We start from the raw sequence: 20,725 nt of genomic DNA, 5'->3' as shown, positions 1-20,725 counted from the left end.
CGCCGGTGCCGCGCTGGTCGCGCTCGGCGATTCCGTCGACGGCCCGGTGGCGGCGGCGCCGCATTCCAAGCGGGGCACCGCGATGGTCGCGGCGGCCGCCAGTCTGCTGGCCGGTGGGCTGGTCGCGGGCGGCTCGTACGCGGTGATGAACGGGGGACCGCAGGCGGTGGACAACACCGCGGTGTCCTCGGAGCCCGGTGCGGATCCGGTCGCGCCGGTCGTTTCCCCGGTGCCCGAGGCCGGTGCCGTCGCCGACACCGGCTCGGGCCAGAGCGGCACCTCGGGCGGGGTGAATTCCGGCAGTGGGCTGCAGGTGAGCCCGGCCGGGGAACCGACCGGCGGCTCGCCCTACGACACGGTGTCGCCGAATCCCCAGCTGATCGACCCGGCGCAGTTCCCGCTGGGATACCCGACCCAGCTCTACGGCGATGCGCCGCAGGACGAACCGCTGCCGCTGGAACCCGCCGCGCCGGTCGTCCCGCAGACGCCGGCCGCCGCGCCGAGCCTGCCCGGCACGGGCATCCCGATGGGTATGCAGCCCGCGCAGGCTCCGGTGCCGGCGGGCCCACACTCGGCCTCGGCCGACTAGGTCGCCGGGCGGACAGCGAAGAAGAGGGGCCGCGCGATACCTCGCGCGGCCCCTCGCTCGTCGGTCAGTCGCTGGTCCGGCGGCGGAACAGCACACCGGCGGCGAGATACCCGGCGATCGCGATGCCTGCGCACCACAGGACGGCCGCTAGGGCGCTGTCGCCGATCGGTGTGCCCATCAGCAGGCCGCGCATCGTCTCGATGACCGGGGTCACCGGCTGGTGCTCGGCGAAGGTGTGCAGCCAGGTCGGCATCGTCTCGGTCGGGACGAACGCGCTGCTCACGTACGGCAGGAACATGAAGAAGAAGGTGAAGCCGTTGGCCGCCTCCGGGTTCCGGGCGAGCAGACCCAGCGCCGCGGCGAGCCAGGACAGCGCGAAGACGAACATCGCCAGCACGCCGAGGACGCCGAGCCAGCGCAGCGGATCGGTGGTCGGCCGGAAACCGAGCGCCACCGCCACCCCGATCACGACGGCGGAGGTGAGCAGATTGCGGAGCACGCTCTCGGCCACGTGCCCGGTGAGCACCGCCGACCGGGCGATGGCCATGGTGCGGAACCGGTCGATGATGCCCTCGGCCAGATCGGTCGACAGGGCGACCGCCGTGGTCGATGCCCCGAAGCCCGCGCACAGCAGGATGATTCCGGGCACCACGTAGTCGATGTAGGGGCCGGGGCCCGCGTCCATCGCGCCGCCGAAGACGTAGACGAACATCAGCAGGATCATCACCGGCAGCGCGATGGTCATGATCATGGTGTCGGGGGAGCGCACGGTGTGCCGGATATTGCGGTCCAGCATGGTGATCGAGTCCTGGGCGGTGTGCACGGCCCGCAGGGTGGGGGAGGCGGTGGTCATGGTGGGTCTCGTTTCGTGGGGGTTCAGGCGGCCGACGCGGCCGGGTGGGCGCGACCGGTCAGGGCGAAGAAGACGTCGTCGAGGTCGGGGGTGTGCACGCTGAGCTGGTCGATCGCGATGCCGAGCTCGGCGAAACGGTCGAGCAGCCGCTTGATCTCGACCGCGCTGCCGTCCGAGGGCACCTGGAGAGTCAGCTGCTCGGGGTCGAGGTGGCCCGCCTGGTCGCCGACGGCGTGCGCGGCGGCCGCGAGCAGGCGCTGGTCGGCGAAGCGGAACCGGATGTGCCCGCCGGGGACGAGCCGTTTGAGTGCGTCCGGTGTGCCGTCGGCGACGATGTGCCCGCCGTCGAGCACGGCGATCCGGTCGGCCAGCTGATCGGCTTCCTCCAGGTACTGCGTGGTGAGGAAGACGGTGGTGCCCTCGGCCGCGAGGTCGCGGATCGCGGCCCAGAGGTCGCGGCGGCTGCGCGGGTCCAGGCCGGTGGTCGGTTCGTCCAGGAAGACCAGGCGCGGTCTGCCCATCAGGCTCATGGCGAGGTCGAGCCTGCGGCGCATGCCGCCGGAGTAGGCCGAGACCGGCCGGTCGGCGGCGTCGGCGAGGTCGAAGCGGTCGAGCAGCTCGGCGCCGCGGCGCCGGGTCTCGGTGGTGCCCAGGTGCAGCAGCCTGCCGGTGAGCCGCAGGTTCTCGGCGCCGGTGAGCACGCCGTCGACGGCCGCATACTGCCCGGTGACGCCGATCAGGCCGCGCACGGTGGCGGCCTCGCGCACGGCGTCGTGCCCGAAGACGCGCACGTCGCCGTGTTCGGGCCGGATCAGGGTGGCCAGGATGCGGACCAGGGTCGTCTTGCCCGCCCCGTTGGGTCCGAGCAGCGCGAAAACGGTACCGGGTGCCACCTCGAGATCGAGGTCGTCGAGCACGGCCTGGGCACCGAAGGTCTTGCGCAGCCCGTGAACCGCGATGGCGGGCGATGGGTCGAGCGTCATGAGTTCTCTCCGATCGAGAAACTGTTTATGTGATAAAGATAGTTTATAGAGTAAGCAGTTATTGAGCACAAGAGCGGCACCGCTAGAGTCGACGCGAGCGGAGGAGGAACAGCGGATGACGGACGCGGCGCTACCGAAGGCGGTCGAGCTGATGTGGGGGCTGGAGCAGCCCGGTACGCGCGGCCCCCGGCGCACGCTGACCCTCGACCAGATCCTGGACGCCGCCGTCGCGGTGGCCGACGCCGAGGGGTACGCGGCGCTGTCGATGGGCCGGGTCGCCAAGCAGCTCGGCTTCACGGCCATGTCGCTGTATCGCTATGTCGACAGCAAGAACACGCTGGAGGACCTGCTGCTGGACCGGGTGGTCGGCGCGCCGCCGGTCATCGCGGCAGGCACGCCGTGGCGGGCCGGCCTCGAGCAATGGGCGAGCGCGGAGTTCGAGCGGATCGGCACGCATCCGTGGTGGGTGGACATCCCGTTGAACCGGCCACCGCTGGGGCCCAACAACATGGCCTGGCTCGACGCCGGTCTGCGACTGCTGAGCGAGACGGCGGTGCCCGAGCCGGTCAAGCTCCAGTTGGTGATGAACCTGTCGATGTTCGTGGTGGGCAAGCGGCGGGCCGTGCGCGACCTGCAGGCGGAGGAGGACGGCGACTTCGCCTCGGTACTGGCGCGGGTGCTCGACCCCCAGCGCTTTCCCTCGGTGACGGCCGCGCTGTCCGCCTCCGCCTTCGACGACGACGATATCGACTGGAGCAAAGCCGATTTCGAGTTCGGGCTGGCCCGCCTGCTCGACGGCTACGAGGTGTTCATCGGCACCTTCGGTGACTAGCTACACCGACAGGTCGCGGCGCAACTTGGCGACGTGGCCGGTGGCGCGGACGTTGTACTGGGCGAGTTCGATCTTGCCCTGCTCGTCGACGAGGAAGGTCGAGCGGATGACGCCGGTGACGGTCTTGCCGTACATCATCTTCTCGCCGAACGCGCCCCACTCCTTCAGCACCTCGCGCTCGGGGTCCGACAGCAGCGGAAAGGTCAGGCCCTCGGCGTCGCGGAACTTGGCCAGCTTGGCGGGCTTGTCCGGCGAGATGCCGATGACGTCGATGCCCGCGCCGCCGAGCTCGGCCAGGTTGTCGCGGAAATCGCAGGCCTGCTTGGTGCAGCCGGGAGTGCTGGCGGCCGGGTAGAAGTAGACGATCACCTTGCGGCCGCGGTAGTCCGACAGCGACACGTCCGTGCCGTCGGCGTCGGGCAGCGTGAAATCGGGGGCGGTGTCTCCGGGGGAGAGGCGATGGTTGTCGGTCACCACCGCACGGTAACCGACCGGGTGCGACGAACGCATGGATAGACTCGTCGGCGAGCAGCAGACAATATGGAGGTGACGGTGGCCAAGGACGACACCGACCGGATCGAGCGCGAGATCGAGATCGCGCGCGCCCGGTTGGCGACGACGCTCGACGAACTGGCGGTGCGCGCCGATCCGCAGCGGATCGCGGACGACACCAAGGCGATCGTGGTCGCCAAGTTGAACGAGCCGAAGGTCAAATACACGCTGATCGGCGCAGGTGCCCTGGTGGCAGGCTTGCTGCTGGTCAAGATCTTTCGCCGCTGAGTAAGCGTTGAACGCAGAAACCCCCGATGCGGCACCGGCCACATCGGGGGTTTCTTCTGTGAGGCAACAGCCCCACCGCGCGGCGCCAGCCGCCGAGACTACTGCGTGGGGCAGGCCAGCCCGTCACCGTCGGGGTCGAGGTGGGGGGAGTAGCCCGCTTCGCCGCGGAACAGCGGGGCGCGACCGGCGGCGATCGCGTCGTCGCAGCTACGGAAGGCGCCACCGGCCGAGCCGGACTGGACCAGGTTGGCCGAGCCGGTCGCGCCGAGGAGCGAGTCGAAGCTGGAGGAGCCGGTGCCCGCGGAACCCGACACCACGTCGGCGTGGGCGGCGGGGACGGCGAGCAGGGTCAGACCTGCGGCGGCGAGGCTCACGGTGAGCCGGCGAACGTTCATGAATTCCTCGATGTCTGCTGCGGTTCGGTTGTGGGCCCGGACACTTCGCACCCCGGGCGGCCCCGTCAACCTTCGTGACGGGGCGTCCGGTTGTCAACCGCGTGGCGTCTGCGGATCGTCTGCCGCCGGGACCGCCTACTCGCCCAGACGTCGTCCGGTCAGGTGCTCGGCGGGCACGGTGCCCATCCGGCCTGCCTGGAAATCCTCCATGGCCTCGATGATCTCCTCCCTGGTGTTCATGACGAACGGCCCGTACTGGATCACCGGTTCGCGCAACGGCCTTCCGCCGAGCAGCAGGACCTCGAGATCGCCGGTGCTGCTGTGCTGGGTGCGATCGGCGGTCAGGGTGATGGCGTCGCCCTTGCCGAAGACCACGAGCTGACCGGCGCCGATCGGCCTGTGCTCGACGCCGACGGTGCCGCTGCCGGACAGCACGTAGGCCAGCGCGGTGTAGTCCTTGGGCCACGGCGTCTCGAGCTGGGCGCCGGGTACCAGCGAGGCGTGCGCGTAGGCGATGGGGGTGTAGGTGGAGCCGGGACCGGTGAAGCCGGCGAGGTCACCGGCGATGACGCGCACGAGCGCGCCGCCGTCGTGCGAGCTGACCAGAGTCAGCTCACTCGCGCGCAGGTCCTGGTAGCGCGGGGTGGCGAACTTGTTCGCCCGCGGCAGGTTCACCCACAGCTGGATGCCGTGGAAGGTGCCGCCGGAGATGACGAGCTTCTCCTCGGGCAGTTCGTCGTGCAGCATGCCCGAGCCCGCGGTCATCCACTGCGTGTCGCCTTCGCTGATGACGCCGCCGCCGCCCTGCGAATCGTGGTGGACCATGGTGCCGTCGAGCATGTAGGTGACGGTCTCGAAGCCGCGATGCGGATGCCAGGGCGCGCCCTTGGCCTCGTAGGGCTCGTAGGCGACGGGGCCCATCTGGTCGAGCAGGATGAACGGGTCGGCCGAGCGCAGGTCGACGCTGGGGAAGGGGCGGGTCACCTCGAAGCCCGCGCCCTCGCGCTGACGCGCGGCGGTGACGATCTGGCGGACGGGTCGCTGGGTCTCGGTGACATCCGGTCGGGGCAGCCGGGGCAGCACCATGATGTCGTCGACGGTGATTGCGGGCATGGGATGCGCCTCCTGGTCCATACGTGCTTTGTTTCCATGTCAACCAAATGGGTTCTAGGATCATTCCCGTGACTCGATGGTTGACCGAGGAAGAGCAGCAGACCTGGCAGGCCTACATCCGCATGCGTCAGCGCTTGGACGCGGCGATCGCGGCCGGCCTGGCCGAGCACGGGCTGTCGATGGCCGACTACGAGCTGATGGTGCCGCTGTCGGCCACGCCGAACGGCTGCATGCGGGCCAAGGAACTCGCGGGCGAGGTGTGCTGGGACAAGTCCCGGCTGTCCAAGCAGCTGGCGCGGATGGCGGCGCGCGGGCTCGTCGACCGCAGGCCCGCCGAGGACGACGCGCGCGGGATCGTCGTCTCGCTGACCGAGGAGGGGCGCGCGGTGCTCGGCCGGGCCGCGCCCGAGCACGTCGAGCTGGTGCGCGAGGTGTTCGTCGACCGGCTCAGCGAGGGCGAGAGCGACGCGCTCCGCTCGCTCTCGGCGAAGGTGGTCGGGGCGAGCGACGCCCGAACAGCCTTGCCCGGTTAACGAATTCGCGCGCCCGGTCGATGGACAACTCGAAGGTCGGGTTCGTCGAACTCAGGGGTGGCTATGACTGTTCGAGCAGGGGTTGCCGGTGCGCTGGGCGCGGCGCTGACCATCGTCCTCGCCGGGTGTTCGTCGTCGGAGATCGCCACCCCGACTCCGACCCAGGTCACCGGGCAACCGGCCACGTCCGGCGTGACGCCGGGCCAGACCACCGAGCCAGTGACGCCGGGCGCGACGACCGGCCCCGGACCGCCGACTACCGCGGGCCCGGTCACATCCACTCCGACCAGCGCGACGACCGGTGTCGTCTCGGTCGTCGCGGTCACCGCCGCCGGCCGGCCCGCTGACGGCTTCACCGTCGTCAGCCCCGATCCGTACGGCACGCTGGACTGCCGATACGCCGAACCGAGCCGCTCGGGGAACACCCCGGGTATCTACTCCGGCTGCGGCGCCTCCGCCGACTCGGCCGATGTCTGCTGGGCTCCGCCCGGCAACACCACCCTGCTCTGCGCGAGCGACCCCTGGCAGCGCACGCTGCGCCGCTACACGGTGACGCCGCAGCTCGGCGCGGTCGGCCGCACCGAATCGCCCGAACCGTGGGCGCTGGAACTGGCCGACGGCAGGCACTGCCGCATCCGCGTCGGCGGCGCCTGGGGCGGTCGCTCCGACGGCCTGGTCGGCGCGTACTCCTGCGACGGTGGCCACGACGTGGTGCTCCAGCCCGCGAACGCGCGCACCGCGGTCGACACGTCGGCGAGCACCTGGACGGTGCGGGTCGGCCCGCTCGGTTCGGGCAACCCCGACTTCCCGCCCCCGCCGCAGGTTGCCGTGCGGACCGCGTACTTCGCCGCCACCGCGGGCTGACCACGTCGGCGGCCCGCGGTTCAGCTCAGCGCGGTCCCGGTGGTGGCGGTGATGTGGTCGGGGATCTCGCCTGTGTGGTCGCCGGTGCTCAGGGTCCCCGCGGGCTCGAACAGGAGCAGGGTCGCGCCCGCCACGGACGAGGGGCGGTGGTCGACCCCGCGCGGCACGACGTAGGTGTCGTTGCGGTGCAGGGTGACTCGCCGGTCCGGCCCGCGCAGGTCGATGTCGAGGGTGCCGTCGAGGACGAGGAAGAACTCGTCGGTGTCGTGGTGGGCGTGCCAGAGGTGCTCGCCGCGCACCTTGGCCAGGCGCACATCCCAGTCGTTGACCCGGGCCAGGATACGGGGGCTCCACAGGGCGTCGAAGGTGGCGAGCGCGGCGTCGATATTCATCGGTCGATCGGTCATGCCTCATGGTCGCGGTTGCGGTACCGCGCTGAACAGTGCGATGAATGACGCATGTCGCAAGATTTCTCGCACCCGGGTCTGCACCGGATCGCGGCGCTCGTCGACGAGGGGTCCAATCCGTTCGAACTCGCCTGTATGACCGAGGTCTTCGGCATCGACCGCCCCGAGATCGGTGGTCTGCTCTACGACTTCCGGCTCTGCGCGCACGGGCGCGAGGTGCCGATGCGGCAGAACTTCTTCACCATGACCGGTCTGGCCGAGCTGTCCCTGCTCGACGCCGCCGACACCGTGATCGTCCCGAACCGCCCGGACACCGGCACACCACGGGACCCGGCCGTACTCGCGGCGATCGCTCGCGCGCATGCCAGGGGCGCCCGGCTGGTCGGCATGTGCAGCGGGGCGTTCACCCTCGCCGAGGCCGGAGTACTGGCCGGGCGCACCGTCACCCTGCATTGGCAGTGGGCCGCCGAGTTCCGGCGTCGTTTCCCCGACACCGAGGTCGACGACGCCGTGCTGTTCATCGACGACGGCGACGTCCTCACCTCGGCCGGCAGCGCGGCGGCCCTGGACCTGGCGCTGTATCTGGTCGGTCGTGATCACGGGACCGCGATCGCGACCGCGGTCGCGCGCCGCCTGGTCTTCGCCGCGCACCGCCGCGGCGGCCAGCGTCAGTTCATCGACCGTCCGGTGCCGCGCGAGCCCGGCCCGTCCCTGGCCTCGACGGTGGAGTGGGCCGAACACCATGCGACCGAACCGATCACGGTCACCGATCTCGCGGCCCACGCGTGCGTGAGCGTGGCCACCCTGCACCGGCGCTTTCGCGCCGAACTCGGCTGTACCCCGTTGTCCTGGCTCACCGCCCGCCGCCTCGACCACGCGCGGCGCCTCCTCGAAGCGAGCGACCTCACCGTCGAACAGGTCGCCACCGCGAGCGGCCTCGGCACCGCGGTGAACCTGCGCACCCACCTCGCCGCCGCCACCGGCCTCACCCCGACCGCGTACCGCGCACAGTTCCGCACCCGTTCCGCGTGATTCGCGGGTCGCCCGGCGGCACAGCCGGTTTCAGCGCCGGTCGGCGCGGTGGACACTCACGGGGTTCGGTGGGTGGGCAGGAAGCGGCGGGCGTAGGTGATGGCGGTCCCGGTGTCGGGGAAGACGGCGTCGTCGCCGCCGGCCGGGAGGGCGTCCATGGCCGCCAGGCGGGTGCGGTGGTCTTCGCGCAGACCGGACATCAGGACGGTGATGTGGCGGTGCTGGAGTTTGGTGACGGCGTCGGCCAAGACCAGGGCGCCGGTGGTGTCGAGGGCGGTGACGCGCGACATCCGCAGGATCACCACCCGCACGTCGGCGACTTCGGACAACTCCAGCAGGAAGCGGTGGGCGGCGGCGAAGAACAGCGGGCCCTCGATGCGGTAGGCGACGATGTGGTCGCGCAGCAGGTCGTGTTCCTCGCCGAGATGATCGCTGTCGTCCAGTGGGACCTGGTGCAGGCTCGCCTCGCGGGCCACCGCGCGCACCGCGAGCACGAGCGCGAAACCGATACCGATCACCACTGCCGTGACCAGGTCGAACGCCACGGTGACGAGGAAGGTCACCAGCATGACGATCGCGTCGCCCCGCGAGGCGCGCGCGATCGCGGCCAGCGACGCGGTCTCCACCATCCGCACGGTCGTCGCCAGCAGCACCCCGGCCAGCGCCGCGATCGGGATGTCGGCGACGAGCCCGGCCGCCAGGTAGACGATGCCCGCCAGGATCGCCGCGTGCGTCAGCGCCGCCAGCCGGGTGCGCGCCCCCGAGCGCACGTTGACCGCGGTGCGGGCGATCGCACCGGTCGCGGGCACGCCGCCGAACAGCGGCGCGGCGATATTCGCCAGTCCCTGGCCGAACAGTTCCCGGTCCGGGTCGTGGCGGGTCCCGACGGCCATGGCATCGGCCGCGGTGGCCGACAGCAGGGATTCGAGCGCGGCCAGCGTGGCGACGGCGAGCGCGGGCAACAGCAGCGTGGTCAGTTCGTCGGCGTGCACAAAACTCAGCGAGGGTGCGGGCAGCCCGGCCGGGATCGCCCCGATCCGGGCCAGATCCAGGTCGAACACGGTACCGACGACCGTCGCCACCGCGACGGCGACCAGCGCGAACGGCAGCTTGGGCAGAAACCGCCCGCCGATCAGGATCACGACCGCCACCAGCAGCGCCGTCACCGGCGCGGTCGCGTTCGGGTGCTCGACGAACCGTCGCACGGCGTCGATGGCCGACTGCCAGACCTTCTCGCCCTCGGCTCCGGACACCCCCAGCGCGCCCGGAAACTGTTGCAGCGCGATCACCACCGCGATGCCCGCGGTGAAACCCTCGATCACCGGAGCCGGCATGAACCGCACCGCGCGGCCGACACCGGCGAAGGCCAGTGCCACCAGCAGCACACCCGCCATCAGCCCGACGGTCAGCACCCCGGACGCGCCGTGCTCGTGCACGATCGGCACCAGCACCACGGTCATCGCACCGGTCGGCCCCGACACCTGGAAGCGCGAGCCGCCGAAGACGGCGGCCAGCGCGCCGGCCACGATCGCCGTCGCCAGGCCGGCGGCGGCGCCGAGCCCGGAACTGATGCCGAATCCCAGCGCCAGCGGCAGAGCCACCAGCGCCACGATCAGCCCCGCCATCAGATCCGTGCCCGGCGCCAGGAAGGCGGGCTTCCACTCCGACCAGGTCGGCAGCAGTGCCCGCATGGTCAGCGGTTGCCGAGCAGGCGCAACTTCAGTGCCGCCAGCTGCTCGCGCAGTTCGTCGGGTAACCGGTTGCCGCCGATGCGGGCGAACCATTCGTCGATGGACCGGGTCTCGGTGACCCACTCCGCGGCGTCGACGACCAGCGCCTTCTCGACCAGCGCGCGGTCGGCCTCGTCGAGCCCGGACAGGTCCAGCGCGTCGGCGGTCGGCACGTAGCCGATCGGCGTCCACTGCGCGTCGGCGGTGCCGTCGAGGCGTTCCAGCGCCCACTTCAGCACGCGCACGTTGTCGCCGAAGCCGGGCCACAGGAAGGTCCCGTCGGCATCACGCCGGAACCAGTTGACCTGGAAGATCTTCGGCAGCTTGGCGGCGTCGGCCGCGGCGCCGAGCCGCAGCCAGTGCGCGAAGTAGTCGCCCACGTGATAGCCGAGGAACGGCAGCATCGCCATCGGATCGCGGCGGACGAGGCCGACCGCCCCGGTGGCCGCCGCGGTGGTCTCCGAGGACAGCACCGACGCGGTGAACACGCCGTGCGCCCAGTCGAAGGTCTCGGCGATCAGCGGCACGGTGCTCGCGCGGCGACCGCCGAAGAAGATCGCCGAGATCGGCACGCCGGTCGGGTCGTTCCACTCCGGCGCCACCGACGGGCACTGCTCGATCGGGGTGCAGTAGCGCGAATTCGGGTGCGCGGCAGGGGTTCCGGATTCGGGCGTCCAGTCGTTGCCGCGCCAGTCGGTGAGGTGGGCGGGCGGCTGCTTCGTCAGTCCTTCCCACCACACGTCGCCCTGATCGGTGAGCGCGGTGTTGGTGAAGAGGGAGTTGCCGCGGTCGATGGTGGCGATCGCGTTGGGATTGGTGCGCGCGCCGGTGCCGGGCGCGACGCCGAAGAACCCGGCCTCCGGGTTGACCGCGTACAGCCTGCCGTCGGCGCCGAAGCGCATCCAGGCGATGTCGTCACCGATGGTCTCGGCCTGCCAGCCGGGTAGCGCGGGTTCCAGCATCGCCAGATTGGTCTTGCCGCAGGAGGACGGGAACGCCGCGGCCACATAGTGCGTGCGGCCCTGCGGTGAGGTGAGTTTGAGGATGAGCATGTGCTCGGCCAGCCAGCCCTCGTCGCGCCCGATGACCGAGGCGATCCGCAGCGCGAAGCACTTCTTGCCCAGCAGCGCGTTGCCGCCGTAGCCGGAGCCGTAGCTCCAGATGGTGCGCGATTCGGGGAAGTGCGCGATGTATTTGGTGCTGTCGCACGGCCACGGCACGTCGGCCTGGCCCGCACCGAGCGGCGCTCCGACCGAATGCAGGCACTGGACGAAGTCGGTGTCGCCGGTGAGTTTTTCCCAGACCGGCGTGCCCGAGCGGGTCATGATCTGCATCGACACCGCCACATACGGTGAGTCGGTGATCTGCACACCGAACTTCGGTTCGGCGGCGTCGAGCGGGCCCATGCAGAAGCCGATGACATACATCGTGCGACCTGTCATCGCGCCGCGGTAGTGCTCGGTCATGACGGTGCGCATGTCGACGGGATCGACCCAGTTGTTGGTCGGGCCGGCGTCGGCGGGGTCGGCGGAGCAGATGAAGGTGCGGTCCTCGACACGGGCGACGTCGTCCGGGTCGGAGACGCACCAGAAGGAGTTGGGCTTGCCGGTGAGCCGGACGAAGGTGCCCTTCTCGACGAGTTCGTCGGTCAGCCGATCCCATTCGTCGCGGGACCCGTCGCACCAGACCACGCGGTCGGGCGTGGCCAGGTCGGCGATCTCGTCGACCCAGCGCAGGATGGCCGGGTGGTCGGTGGGAACCGTCATCGGCGCGGAGCTCGCGGTCACGGGTGTTCTCCTTGTCAACTTGCTAGGTGTCTAATTTAGAAAATGTGCAATCAGTGGGTGAAGGTGGCCCGGTGGGGAGCGGGTGGGTCAGGCCACGGTGGACTCGGGGTTCTCGAGGAGTTCCGCCTGCCCGGCGACTACGCCGGTCAGGATCGCGCGAGCCACGATCAGCAGCTCCTTCACGCGCGGCGAGGTGAGTTCGTAGGTCACCGACAGTCCCTCGCGTCGCGCGGTTACCAGGCCGGCCCGGCGCAGGATGGCCAGCTGCTGAGACAGGTTCGCCGCCTCGACGCCGACCTCGGGCAGCATCTCCGAGACCGCGTGTTCGCGCTCGCTGAGCAACTCCAGCACCCGGATACGGACCGGATGGCCGAGGGTTTTGAAGAAGTCGGCCTTCATCTGGTACAGCGGCCTGCTCAATCCTGGCACCGTGGTGAACCCCGTCCTGCCGTGGCGGTATGGTGTTTTCTAACTTTAGCAAACAGGCTAACAGGAGAAATATGCCCCTCGCCTCGCTCAACGGCATCCAGCTCAACTACGACGTCACCGGGTCCGGGCCGCTGGTCCTGCTCGTGATGGGCAGCGGCAGCCCCGGCCGGGTCTGGCGAACGTATCAGGTGCCCGCCCTGGTCGGGGCAGGCTTTCGGGTCGTCACGGTCGACAATCGGGGGATCGCGCCGTCCTCAGAGTCGGCGGCGGGGATCACCATGGCCGATCTGGTCGGCGATACCGCCGCCCTGATCGAGCACCTGGGCGCACCCGCGCACGTGGTCGGGACGTCGATGGGGTCGCGGGTGGTGGCCGAGCTCGCGCTGGCCCGTCCCGAACTGCTGGGCAAGGCCGTCATGTTCGCGGCCACCGCGCGGCCGCACCCGGTGTCGAGCACCCTCAACCGCGGCGAACAGGCGTTGTTCGACAAGGGGATCGCGCTGCCCCCGGAGTACGCGGCCGCGGTCAAGGCGATGCTGAACCTGTCCCCGCACACCCTGGCCGACCCGGCCAAGGCGCAGGAGTGGCTCGACATCTTCGAATTCACCTCGGGCAAGGGCACTCCCGGCACCCGCGCCCAGCTGGGGATGGACCGCTCCCAGGACCGCCGCGAGGCCTACCGGGGGATCACCGTGCCCAGCCTGGTCGTCGGATTCGCCGACGACCAGATGGTGCCCGCGCGGTTCTGCCGCGAGGTCGCCGAGGCTATCCCCGGCGCCCGCTATGCCGAGATCGAACGGTGCGGGCACTACGGCTACCTCGAACAGCCCGACGAGATCAACCGGGTCCTCGTCGAATTCCTCTCCGCCGCTTGATCTCCCCGAAGGAATACCGATGAGCGATTCGCTGCCGCCCTGTCCCGCCTGTTCCTGCGAATACACCTACGAGCTCGGCGCCCTGCTGGTGTGCCCGGAGTGTGCCAACGAGTGGTCGCCCGCCGGTGCCGACGACGCCGGTGCCGACGTGATCCGCGACGCCGTCGGCAATGTGCTCGCCGACGGCGACACCGTGACGGTGGTCAAGACCCTCAAGGTCAAAGGCAGTCCGACCGGCATCAAGGCGGGCACCAAGGTGCGCAACATCCGTCTGGTGCAGGGCGTCGGCGATCACGACATCGACTGCAAGGTAGACGGCATCGGACCGATGCAGTTGAAGTCCAGCGTGGTGAAGAAGGTCTGACGAGGGCCACGTGACGGTTCGAGATCACCGCACCGGCTGGATCAGCTTGTCCGCGGCGGCCGCCACGATGGCCGCCGCGGTCTTGCCCAGCGCGGGGGAGTCGAGCTTCCACTGCTGCCAGTAGAGCGGGACGTCGATGTGGGCACGGCCGTCGATATTGACGAGTGTGCCCTCGGCCCTCTCCTTTTCGGTCTGCAGGTCGGGCAGCATGCCCCAGCCCATGCCCAGGCGCACCGCGTCGCCGAAGGCGTTCGACGACGGCACGAAATGCATCGGCGGGTCGATCGGCAGGGTCGACCGGCGGCCGACGTGGCGGAACTGGAGATCGTCCTTGCGGTCGAACTGGATCATCGGCACGTGCGCGTACGAGCCGGGGCGCGCGCCGTCGGGGAACCAGTCCGCGACGAAATCCGGCGTCGCCAGCGACTGGTAGCGCATGGCGCCGAGCGCGACGACCTTGCAGCCCTGGACGGGCGTCGCGGTCGAGGTGATCGCCGCCATCACGGTGCCGTCGCGCAGCAGTCGCGTGGTGTGTTCCTCGTCCTCGCGATGCAGTTCGAAGCAGATCTGGTCGCCCACCCTCGCCAGGGCGGGCATCACCCAGGTCTCCAGCGAATCGGCGTTGACGGCGATCGGGATCCGCGCCGGCCGCCCGGCGGGCCGGTCGACGTCGCCGAGCTCGCGGGCGGTGTCGGCGGCGAGCAGTTCCACCTGCCGGGCCAAGCGCAGCACCGCGAGCCCGGATTCGGTGGCGCGCACCGGTTTCGAGCGCTGCACCAGGATGCGGCCCGCGGCTTCCTCGAGCGCCTTGATCCGCTGGCTGATCGCCGATGGGGTGACGGTCAACCGCCGCGCCGCCGCCTCGAAGGTGCCCTCGGTGAGCACCGCGTCGAGCGCGCGCAACTGGTCCAGCTGCAGATCCATGTAAGAAATTCTAATGGTAGTGAAGAATCATTAGCTGGCCTGAAAATTGATGTCCTCTTAACGTCGAACGACGTGACGGCATCCTCCGCGGCACTGGCCGCCCTCTCCGGATTGGGCTTCGGGCTCTCCCTCATCGTGGCGATCGGCGCGCAGAACGCGTTCGTGCTGCGCCAGGGCGTGCGCGGGCAGCATGTGCTGCCGGTGATCGCGGTCTGCGCCGTGTCCGACATCGTGCTGATCGCGGCCGGGGTCGCGGGCTTCGGGACCGTCGTCGAGGCGGTGCCGGCGGTGCTCACGGTGGCCAGGTACGCGGGGGCGGCGTTCCTGTTCGGCTACGCGGTGCTGGCGGCGCGGCGGGCGCTGAGTTCGTCGGCGCTGATCGCCGACGCGGCGGGCGCCTCGGTGGCTGTCGGTGCCTCGGTCCTCACCTGTCTGGCTCTGACCTGGCTCAACCCGCACGTGTACCTGGACACCGTGGTGCTGCTCGGCTCCTTCGCGAGCACCTACGCGAGCCCGGACCGCTGGTTCCTGGCCGGGGGAGCGATGCTCGCCAGCATCGGCTGGTTCCTGGCGCTGGGATACGGCGCGCGCCGCCTCGGGCCGCTGTTCGCGCGGCCGATCGCGTGGCGGGTGCTCGATTCGGTGATCGCGGTGATCATGGTCGCGCTCGCGATCGGTCTCGTCGTGTCCTGACGGCGCGGCTCAGGACCCCGTCGTCCACGGGGTGACGGGCGGCTTCACCCACAGCAGCTTCTCGTCGGCGTTGGCGCGGACCGCGGCGGCGTGCCCGGGATTGCGGGCCGCCCACGCGTCCTTCTGCTCGAGCAGGTCGGCGACCACCTGCCAGGTCTCGCCGGTGCTCGGCGGATTGGTGTCGGCGGCCCTGGCCAGCTTGCGCAGGGTGGCCGCGGGCAGGGCGAGCAGCTCGGCACCGCGGATATCGCGGTCCCAGAGGTAGGCGGCCAGCCTGCGGGCCTTGGCGACGCGGCTCGCGGTGGCCGCGTCGGAATGCGCGTGATCGGGTGCCTGATCGGCGCTGTCTGGCACGGGGGCGATTCTACGACGAACGCCCGCGCTCCGGTCGGGCGATGACCGGGGCACGGGCGTTGATCCGTCAGGTGGCTCAGTAGGCGCTGTTGACGTTGTCCATCGAGCCGTAGCGGTGCGCCGCGTAGTTGCAGGCCGCCACGATGTTGGACACCGGGTTCCAGACGTCGAAGGGGGTGCCCTCGACGTGGTACGCGGCGAAGGTCGGGTCGATCACCTGGAGCAGGCCCTTGGAAGGGATGCCCATCGCGGCGTTGGAGTCCCACAGGTTGATCGCCTGGGGGTTACCGGTCGACTCGCGCATGATGTTGCGGTGGATGCCCTCGTAGGTGCCGGGGATGCCCTTGGCGGCCATGATGTCGAGGGCCTGGCGGATCCAGCCGTCCAGGTTGTCCGGGTACACGGGGGGAGCCGGCTCGGGCATCGGGGCCGGGGCGGCCTCGGGAGCGGGCGCGGGGGCCGGAGCGGCCTCCGGCGCGGGGGCCGGGGCGGGGATCGCCTGGATGGCGGGGGCGGCGCCGACGGCGGGGATGCTCTCCGCCTGCTCGACGACCATGGCAGCACGCTCGGGAACGCTGTCGTCGGCGAAGGAGACGGCGGAGGACGCGGCTACGGCGACCAGACCGACCGCGGCGACCGCCACGGTGAACGCCTCACGGCGCGAACGACGGCCGATAACGGTGCTGAGCTTGTCTTTGTTGAGCATTGCTGTTCTGTTCCTTCATCTCTGTCTGGCGACCGCAGGCCCCGGTGGGGAGGCGCGGTGGATCGCGCAGCGCACGCAGCGGCGCACGCCGGTCAGGCGATGTGTTGTTTCTGTCCGTATGGGAATGTGCGACGCTGTCAGGGGTCGGACGCTCGATGGCGGTCCGCGCGTCGCACGGTGCTCCACAGCTGGCTGCGGGGAGACCACGCGCTGTTCGGTTCTCGTGCTCTTCGAAGTTGGATACTCCGGGGCTAACCAAACCGCAGGTCTGTTTGTGACCTGATTGCAGAATGGTCACGGTGGGTTAACAGAAGGTGAACGAGACCTGAACGGCAAACGCTGCCGATCTTGGTCGGTTCCCTGCGCAGTTGCGGAATCGTTATCTACGCAGGGAGTTTGCCGCCTCGAAAGATGTGCCGCGCGTCACAGAAAAAGTTTGCGGAAATCGGGTTTGGCGAGCGTTTGCGCAGCTCCAGCCTGTCCGGATCGTGACTGCTGTGATGCGATGGGCCGCTGTCCATGGCGGTTCGATAACGACCTCGTGACCGTTACCGGACAGATGGCCGGACGTAGAAAGACCGCATCCCGGCAGTTTCGGTAACTGCCGGGATGCGGTCTGTTGTGCGCCATCAGGGACTCGAACCCCGAACCCGCTGATTAAGAGTCAGCTGCTCTGCCAATTGAGCTAATGGCGCTTGGTTTGCTCGGACCGCGACTCTGGGAGAGAACCTCTCGGTGTCTCCCTCGGCCCCGCTCTCCGGTGCGGAACAAACATTAACAGGCTTCGGGCCGGAAAGTGAAATCGGGCTCTGACCAGCAACAATGCGGCACTCTTCGGGTTGTTAACGGCGGAGGCCCCGCGGCGTATCTAACGATTGTGACTTGGTCGTGTCGCGGGGGCTTTCCCGTTGGTGGCGACCGGGCGGGCTGGCAGAATGGCGGGACGACGATCTCGACCGCCCCCGTCGACGCGGATGGCACGAGCGATAGGCGTCGATGGGATCTGCGGCGCACACAGTTATTGCGTCGGTACGGAAACGGGGTTGACATGGGTAAGACTCGGGGGCGACATCGGTCGCTGCGGACGATCGTTCCGGTGGCGTTGCTGGCGGTCTTCGCGCTCGGCGCGTCCGCTTGCTCGGCGGCTGAGGGCGCGGGGGTCGAGGTGGCGATCGACCGCAACCCGATCACCGAACTCATCAAGCCGAAGCTGGTGTCCACGATCAAGGACGGGCAGGTCGGCGTCTCGCCCGGTATGCCGATGGCCTTCCAGGTCGAGGACGGCAAGTTCACCGAGGTCACGCTCACGAACAAGGAGGGGCGCCCGGTCGCGGGCCAGCTGGCCGCCGACGGCCGTTCCTGGGCGACCAGTGAGGTGCTCGGCTACGGCAAGACCTACAAGCTGACGGCCTCCGCGATGGGTCTGGGCGGCGTGAACTCGACGACGCTCAGCTTCACCACGAGCTCGCCGAACAGCCAGACCAAGCCGTACCTGCTCCCCGGCGAGGGCGAGGTGGTCGGCATCGGTCAGCCGGTGGCCATCCAGTTCGACGAGAACATCCCCGATCGCCGGGCCGCGCAGGACGCCATCAAGATCACCACCGAGCCCGCGGTCGAGGGCGCCTTCTACTGGGTGAACAACCGCGAAGTGCGCTGGCGCCCAGAGCATTTCTGGGCACCGGGCACCAAGGTGACGATCGATGTGAACGTCTACGGCAAGGACCTCGGCAAGGGGCTGTACGGCCAGGACAACATCCACTCGTTCTTCACCGTGGGCGACGCGCAGATCTTCACCGCCGACGACAACACCCACCAGGTGACGGTGGAACGCAACGGTCAGGTGATCATGACCATGCCGACCTCGATGGGTAAGGACTCCACGCCCACCGACAACGGCATCTACATCGTCAGCGACCGGCACGAGAAGATCATCATGGACTCCTCGACCTACGGCGTCTCGGTGAACTCGCCGGACGGCTACCGCACCCCGGTCGACTACGCGACGCGAATCTCCTACAGCGGCATCTTCTTCCACTCCGCGCCGTGGTCGGTGGGGCAGCAGGGCTACTCCAACGCCAGCCACGGCTGCCTGAACCTCAGCCCGGCCAACGCCCGCTGGGTGTACGAGAACGCCAAGCGTGGTGACATCACCATCGTGAAGAACACCGTCGGCGGCACCCTGTCCGGTGTCGACGGTCTCGGGGACTGGAACATCCCGTGGCCGGAATGGAAGGCGGGCAACGCCGACGTCGCCTGATCCGCGCGAAAAGCGAAGGGCCACCGGAGGTTTCCGGTGGCCCTTCGTGCGTGAACGGGGTGGTTCAGGCGGGTGTCGGCAGGTCGGCGCAGTCCATCATCGCCTCGCCGGCGACGGCCAGCGCGCTGCCGAGCGCACCGCAGAGGATGCGGCCGCCGAACAGCAGCCGGTCGAGGTTGGGCAGGCCGGCCGAGCCGGTGCCGGAGGAGCCGGTGGTCTCGACGCCGGTGGTGGAGCCGCTCTGCGCCGACCCCGACTCGGGCTTGTCGCTGGGCAGGCCGAAATCGCCGGTGGCCGTCGGTGCGGCGGCGACATACGGGGACAGGGGCAGGCCGGGCGACTCGGCCGCCGCGGTCCCCGCGATCGGGCCGAGCGCGGTGGCGGCCGCGAAGGCCGCGACGACGGTGGAACGCTTCATCAAGTGGTCTTTCCGGTCGAACGCTGACGAGAGATGCCCCACATCTGGGCAGTGGTCCAGAGTGTAGCGGGCAAACGTGATGTTCGTCATGGCGCTGCCCGGAGTCGCTAGGCGGTCGCTGCGAGCCCGTCGTCGTTGCCGCGCAGTTCGCCGGAGATGCTGACGCCGGGATCGCCGACGACGACCCGGCGCGCGCCGCAGCGGCACCGCTGATAGGCGACGAGACCCTCGCTGGTGCGGTGGCAGGACTCGATCCGCCAGGTGTGGGTGGGATGGCTGGTCATGCTTCGAGTCTGATGTAATGGCATTATGCATTACAACCATTACGGACGAGAGCCGGTGCAGCTCGGGGTCGACCTGCTCAACCGGCCGTGCGACAGCGCGGCCGAACTGGGGCGACGCTGCGCGGCGGCCGGACTGGTGCTGTCCACGCCGCCCACCGACGCCGATCTGACGTCCGTGACGGCGTTTCTGACGCGCTGGCGCCGCGTGGTCGAGTGCGTCGATCCCGCCGACCGCGCCGCGCTGCTGAACACCTTGCTGGGCGAGTACGCCGCCGCGCCCCGGCTGACCGACCATGCCGGCGACGGCTGGCACCTGCATTTCCGCGACCCCGGCGTCGCCACTGACCGGCAGATCGCGGCGCTCATCACCGTCGGCACCGCGCTGCATCTGACCGGGCTCGGCATGGACCGCCTCGGCGGCTGCGCCGCGCAGGACTGCGCGCGCGTGTACGCCGACACCTCACGCAACGGACGGCAGCGCTTCTGCAGCCCGGCATGCGCGAACCGCTCGGCGGTCCGCAGGCACCGGGCGAGCCGCGCCGCCGCCCGCTAGCGTCACGCCAGGACCGGGAAATTGGCCCGCAGCACCTGATGCGGGTCACGGTCGCGCTTGATCCGGCGCAGCCGGGCCAGCGTCGCCTCGTCGAACGCCGCGCTCGCCGACTCGCCGGGCGCGAGGAAGGTGTAGGGCTTGGCGCCGGTGCGGTGCGGGCCGAGCTGGTCGAGGATCGCGGCGAACCCGGCGGTGACGTTGTCGACCAGGTGCGGCAGGCCCAGCCCGAGGAGATAGAGCGCGTACGGCTCGGTGACCGGTCCGCGCGCGCCGTCGTGCGGAGCGTCCTCGGCGAGTGCTCCGCCGAGGCCGCGGATCTGGATATTGAGCAGGGGCGCCACCGGTGCGTCGACGAGGGTCTTCACCACCGCGTCGCCGAGATCGGTGAGCAGTTCGCCCCGCGAGAGCGAGGGGCTCGGATCGGTCGGCTCGGCGGTGATGGTGCCGAGCTGGTCGGCCGTCATCGCCGCCCTGGTGTCGGCGAGCGCGCCCGGCAGCGCGTCGAGGCCGCGAGTCAGCGCGCGGCCGTCGGCAGGCTCGCCGAGGTAGGCGAAGTCGATGGCGACCGTGGGCGCCGCGCCCGGCAGTTGATAGCGCTGCAGCCACACCGACAGTTCCGGGGGCGCGTCGGTGGTGAGCGCGGTGAACAGCGCGAACGCCTCGTGGGTGCGCTCGGCCGACCAGCTCACCCGGCCGCCGTAGAGCCGGGGCAGCTCGACGAGATCGAACTCGAGCGCGGTGACGATCGCGAAGTCGCCACCGCCGCCGCGCAGCGCCCAGAACAGGTCGGGGTCGGATTCGGCGTCGACCAGGCCGCGCACGCCCTCGGCGTCGACGATGTCGAACGCGCGGACCGCGTTCGACGCCCAGCCGTGCGCACGGGCCAGCCAGCCGAACCCGCCGCCCAGGGTGTACCCCGTCACGCCGACGACGGGATTGCTGCCCGCCAGGCCCGACAGCCCGTGCGCCG

At 70.1% G+C, this 20,725-nt stretch carries 25 protein-coding genes, 1 tRNA gene and 1 pseudogene; 11 read left to right on the top strand and 16 right to left on the bottom strand.

The genetic code is table 11. The features are described from left to right. A pseudogene (locus V8688_RS25085) lies at positions 1-589 on the top strand (hypothetical protein); the annotation flags it as partial. 64 nt (positions 590-653) lie between these two features. Here the strand turns inward: V8688_RS25085 and V8688_RS25080 are convergent. Beyond that, positions 654-1,442, bottom strand: coding sequence for an ABC transporter permease (locus V8688_RS25080; RefSeq protein WP_316573816.1), 789 nt, complete (start codon positions 1,440-1,442; stop codon positions 654-656). A 23-nt stretch (positions 1,443-1,465) separates the two neighbouring features. Further along, on the bottom strand, positions 1,466-2,425 hold the full coding sequence (locus tag V8688_RS25075; RefSeq protein ID WP_342801833.1) for an ATP-binding cassette domain-containing protein: 960 nt from the start codon (positions 2,423-2,425) through the stop codon (positions 1,466-1,468). A 115-nt stretch (positions 2,426-2,540) separates the two neighbouring features. On the opposite strand from V8688_RS25075, the gene V8688_RS25070 reads away from it, so the two are divergent. Continuing rightward, the gene (locus V8688_RS25070) at positions 2,541-3,257 is read left to right on the top strand and encodes a TetR/AcrR family transcriptional regulator C-terminal domain-containing protein (protein WP_342801832.1); all 717 of its coding nucleotides are present in this window, start codon (positions 2,541-2,543) and stop codon (positions 3,255-3,257) included. Here V8688_RS25070 and bcp read toward each other — a convergent pair whose 3' ends face one another. Continuing rightward, a complete protein-coding gene (gene bcp, locus V8688_RS25065; RefSeq protein ID WP_342801831.1) occupies positions 3,258-3,731 on the bottom strand; it encodes a thioredoxin-dependent thiol peroxidase in 474 nt (157 codons plus the stop codon). A gap of 66 nt (positions 3,732-3,797) precedes the next feature. Between bcp and V8688_RS25060 the strand changes: the two genes are divergently transcribed. Further along, the gene (locus V8688_RS25060; protein ID WP_342801830.1) at positions 3,798-4,037 is read left to right on the top strand and encodes a DUF3618 domain-containing protein; all 240 of its coding nucleotides are present in this window, start codon (positions 3,798-3,800) and stop codon (positions 4,035-4,037) included. A gap of 98 nt (positions 4,038-4,135) precedes the next feature. Here V8688_RS25060 and V8688_RS25055 read toward each other — a convergent pair whose 3' ends face one another. Continuing rightward, complete coding sequence (locus V8688_RS25055) at positions 4,136-4,432, bottom strand: excalibur calcium-binding domain-containing protein (protein WP_218720877.1); 297 nt, start codon at positions 4,430-4,432, stop codon at positions 4,136-4,138. Between the two features lie 135 nt (positions 4,433-4,567). Then, positions 4,568-5,545, bottom strand: coding sequence for a pirin family protein (locus V8688_RS25050; protein WP_218720876.1), 978 nt, complete (start codon positions 5,543-5,545; stop codon positions 4,568-4,570). A 68-nt stretch (positions 5,546-5,613) separates the two neighbouring features. Here V8688_RS25050 and V8688_RS25045 point away from each other — a divergent pair, with 68 nt between their 5' ends. Together V8688_RS25045 and V8688_RS25040 are read left to right on the top strand one after the other, a co-directional pair. Then, positions 5,614-6,078: a MarR family transcriptional regulator gene (locus V8688_RS25045; protein ID WP_308248623.1), complete on the top strand. Its 465-nt coding sequence runs from the start codon at positions 5,614-5,616 to the stop codon at positions 6,076-6,078. Positions 6,079-6,141: 63 nt separating this feature from the next. Further along, a complete protein-coding gene (locus V8688_RS25040) occupies positions 6,142-6,942 on the top strand; it encodes a hypothetical protein (protein WP_342801829.1) in 801 nt (266 codons plus the stop codon). A gap of 20 nt (positions 6,943-6,962) precedes the next feature. Here V8688_RS25040 and V8688_RS25035 read toward each other — a convergent pair whose 3' ends face one another. Then, positions 6,963-7,349, bottom strand: coding sequence for a cupin domain-containing protein (locus V8688_RS25035; protein WP_218720873.1), 387 nt, complete (start codon positions 7,347-7,349; stop codon positions 6,963-6,965). A gap of 51 nt (positions 7,350-7,400) precedes the next feature. Between V8688_RS25035 and V8688_RS25030 the strand changes: the two genes are divergently transcribed. After that, positions 7,401-8,381 carry a helix-turn-helix domain-containing protein gene (locus tag V8688_RS25030; protein WP_342801828.1) on the top strand — a complete coding sequence of 327 codons (981 nt, stop codon included), beginning with the start codon at positions 7,401-7,403 and terminating at the stop codon, positions 8,379-8,381. Between the two features lie 56 nt (positions 8,382-8,437). On the opposite strand, the gene V8688_RS25025 is transcribed toward V8688_RS25030, so the two are convergent. From V8688_RS25025 to V8688_RS25015, 3 genes are all read right to left on the bottom strand, one after another. Continuing rightward, a complete protein-coding gene (locus tag V8688_RS25025) occupies positions 8,438-10,072 on the bottom strand; it encodes a SulP family inorganic anion transporter (protein ID WP_342801827.1) in 1,635 nt (544 codons plus the stop codon). Between the two features lie 2 nt (positions 10,073-10,074). Beyond that, positions 10,075-11,877 carry a phosphoenolpyruvate carboxykinase (GTP) gene (locus tag V8688_RS25020; RefSeq protein ID WP_342801834.1) on the bottom strand — a complete coding sequence of 601 codons (1,803 nt, stop codon included), beginning with the start codon at positions 11,875-11,877 and terminating at the stop codon, positions 10,075-10,077. Positions 11,878-11,985: 108 nt separating this feature from the next. After that, complete coding sequence (locus V8688_RS25015) at positions 11,986-12,297, bottom strand: metalloregulator ArsR/SmtB family transcription factor (RefSeq protein WP_218720894.1); 312 nt, start codon at positions 12,295-12,297, stop codon at positions 11,986-11,988. 101 nt (positions 12,298-12,398) lie between these two features. Between V8688_RS25015 and V8688_RS25010 the strand changes: the two genes are divergently transcribed. Together V8688_RS25010 and V8688_RS25005 are read left to right on the top strand one after the other, a co-directional pair. Beyond that, positions 12,399-13,202, top strand: a complete 804-nt coding sequence (locus V8688_RS25010) for an alpha/beta fold hydrolase (protein ID WP_218720870.1) — start codon at positions 12,399-12,401, stop codon at positions 13,200-13,202. Positions 13,203-13,221: 19 nt separating this feature from the next. Beyond that, entirely contained in the window at positions 13,222-13,566 is a 345-nt protein-coding gene (locus V8688_RS25005; RefSeq protein ID WP_218720869.1) for a zinc ribbon domain-containing protein YjdM, read from the top strand. 24 nt (positions 13,567-13,590) lie between these two features. Here V8688_RS25005 and V8688_RS25000 read toward each other — a convergent pair whose 3' ends face one another. After that, positions 13,591-14,490: a LysR family transcriptional regulator ArgP gene (locus tag V8688_RS25000; protein ID WP_218720868.1), complete on the bottom strand. Its 900-nt coding sequence runs from the start codon at positions 14,488-14,490 to the stop codon at positions 13,591-13,593. A gap of 72 nt (positions 14,491-14,562) precedes the next feature. Between V8688_RS25000 and V8688_RS24995 the strand changes: the two genes are divergently transcribed. Beyond that, positions 14,563-15,183: a LysE/ArgO family amino acid transporter gene (locus V8688_RS24995; protein WP_316573823.1), complete on the top strand. Its 621-nt coding sequence runs from the start codon at positions 14,563-14,565 to the stop codon at positions 15,181-15,183. 9 nt (positions 15,184-15,192) lie between these two features. Here V8688_RS24995 and V8688_RS24990 read toward each other — a convergent pair whose 3' ends face one another. The 3 genes from V8688_RS24990 to V8688_RS24980 all read right to left on the bottom strand — a co-directional run bounded on the left by V8688_RS24990 (position 15,193) and on the right by V8688_RS24980 (position 16,938). Next, entirely contained in the window at positions 15,193-15,537 is a 345-nt protein-coding gene (locus tag V8688_RS24990; protein ID WP_218720867.1) for a hypothetical protein, read from the bottom strand. Positions 15,538-15,613: 76 nt separating this feature from the next. Further along, positions 15,614-16,243: a transglycosylase SLT domain-containing protein gene (locus V8688_RS24985; RefSeq protein WP_218720866.1), complete on the bottom strand. Its 630-nt coding sequence runs from the start codon at positions 16,241-16,243 to the stop codon at positions 15,614-15,616. Positions 16,244-16,865: 622 nt separating this feature from the next. Continuing rightward, a tRNA-Lys gene (locus V8688_RS24980) sits at positions 16,866-16,938 on the bottom strand. Between the two features lie 353 nt (positions 16,939-17,291). Here V8688_RS24980 and V8688_RS24975 point away from each other — a divergent pair. Then, positions 17,292-18,500, top strand: a complete 1,209-nt coding sequence (locus V8688_RS24975; protein WP_218720865.1) for an Ig-like domain-containing protein — start codon at positions 17,292-17,294, stop codon at positions 18,498-18,500. A 64-nt stretch (positions 18,501-18,564) separates the two neighbouring features. Here V8688_RS24975 and V8688_RS24970 read toward each other — a convergent pair whose 3' ends face one another. Together V8688_RS24970 and V8688_RS24965 are read right to left on the bottom strand one after the other, a co-directional pair. Next, positions 18,565-18,918 (bottom strand): hypothetical protein, encoded by a 354-nt coding sequence (locus V8688_RS24970; RefSeq protein WP_218720864.1) that lies wholly within the window; start codon positions 18,916-18,918, stop codon positions 18,565-18,567. A gap of 107 nt (positions 18,919-19,025) precedes the next feature. Continuing rightward, entirely contained in the window at positions 19,026-19,202 is a 177-nt protein-coding gene (locus V8688_RS24965) for a hypothetical protein (RefSeq protein WP_218720863.1), read from the bottom strand. 25 nt (positions 19,203-19,227) lie between these two features. Here V8688_RS24965 and V8688_RS24960 point away from each other — a divergent pair, with 25 nt between their 5' ends. Further along, the gene (locus V8688_RS24960; protein ID WP_218720862.1) at positions 19,228-19,755 is read left to right on the top strand and encodes a CGNR zinc finger domain-containing protein; all 528 of its coding nucleotides are present in this window, start codon (positions 19,228-19,230) and stop codon (positions 19,753-19,755) included. Between the two features lie 2 nt (positions 19,756-19,757). Here V8688_RS24960 and V8688_RS24955 read toward each other — a convergent pair. Beyond that, positions 19,758-20,725 (bottom strand): FAD-linked oxidase (locus V8688_RS24955; RefSeq protein ID WP_342801826.1); only part of this gene is annotated, 968 nt, incomplete at its 5' end.

This window comes from Nocardia sp. No.11, assembly GCF_038752175.1.
Classification (GTDB): domain Bacteria; phylum Actinomycetota; class Actinomycetes; order Mycobacteriales; family Mycobacteriaceae; genus Nocardia; species Nocardia canadensis.
The sequence above is the reverse complement of the archived record's forward strand: the minus strand, read 5'-3'. Positions and strand labels throughout refer to the sequence as shown.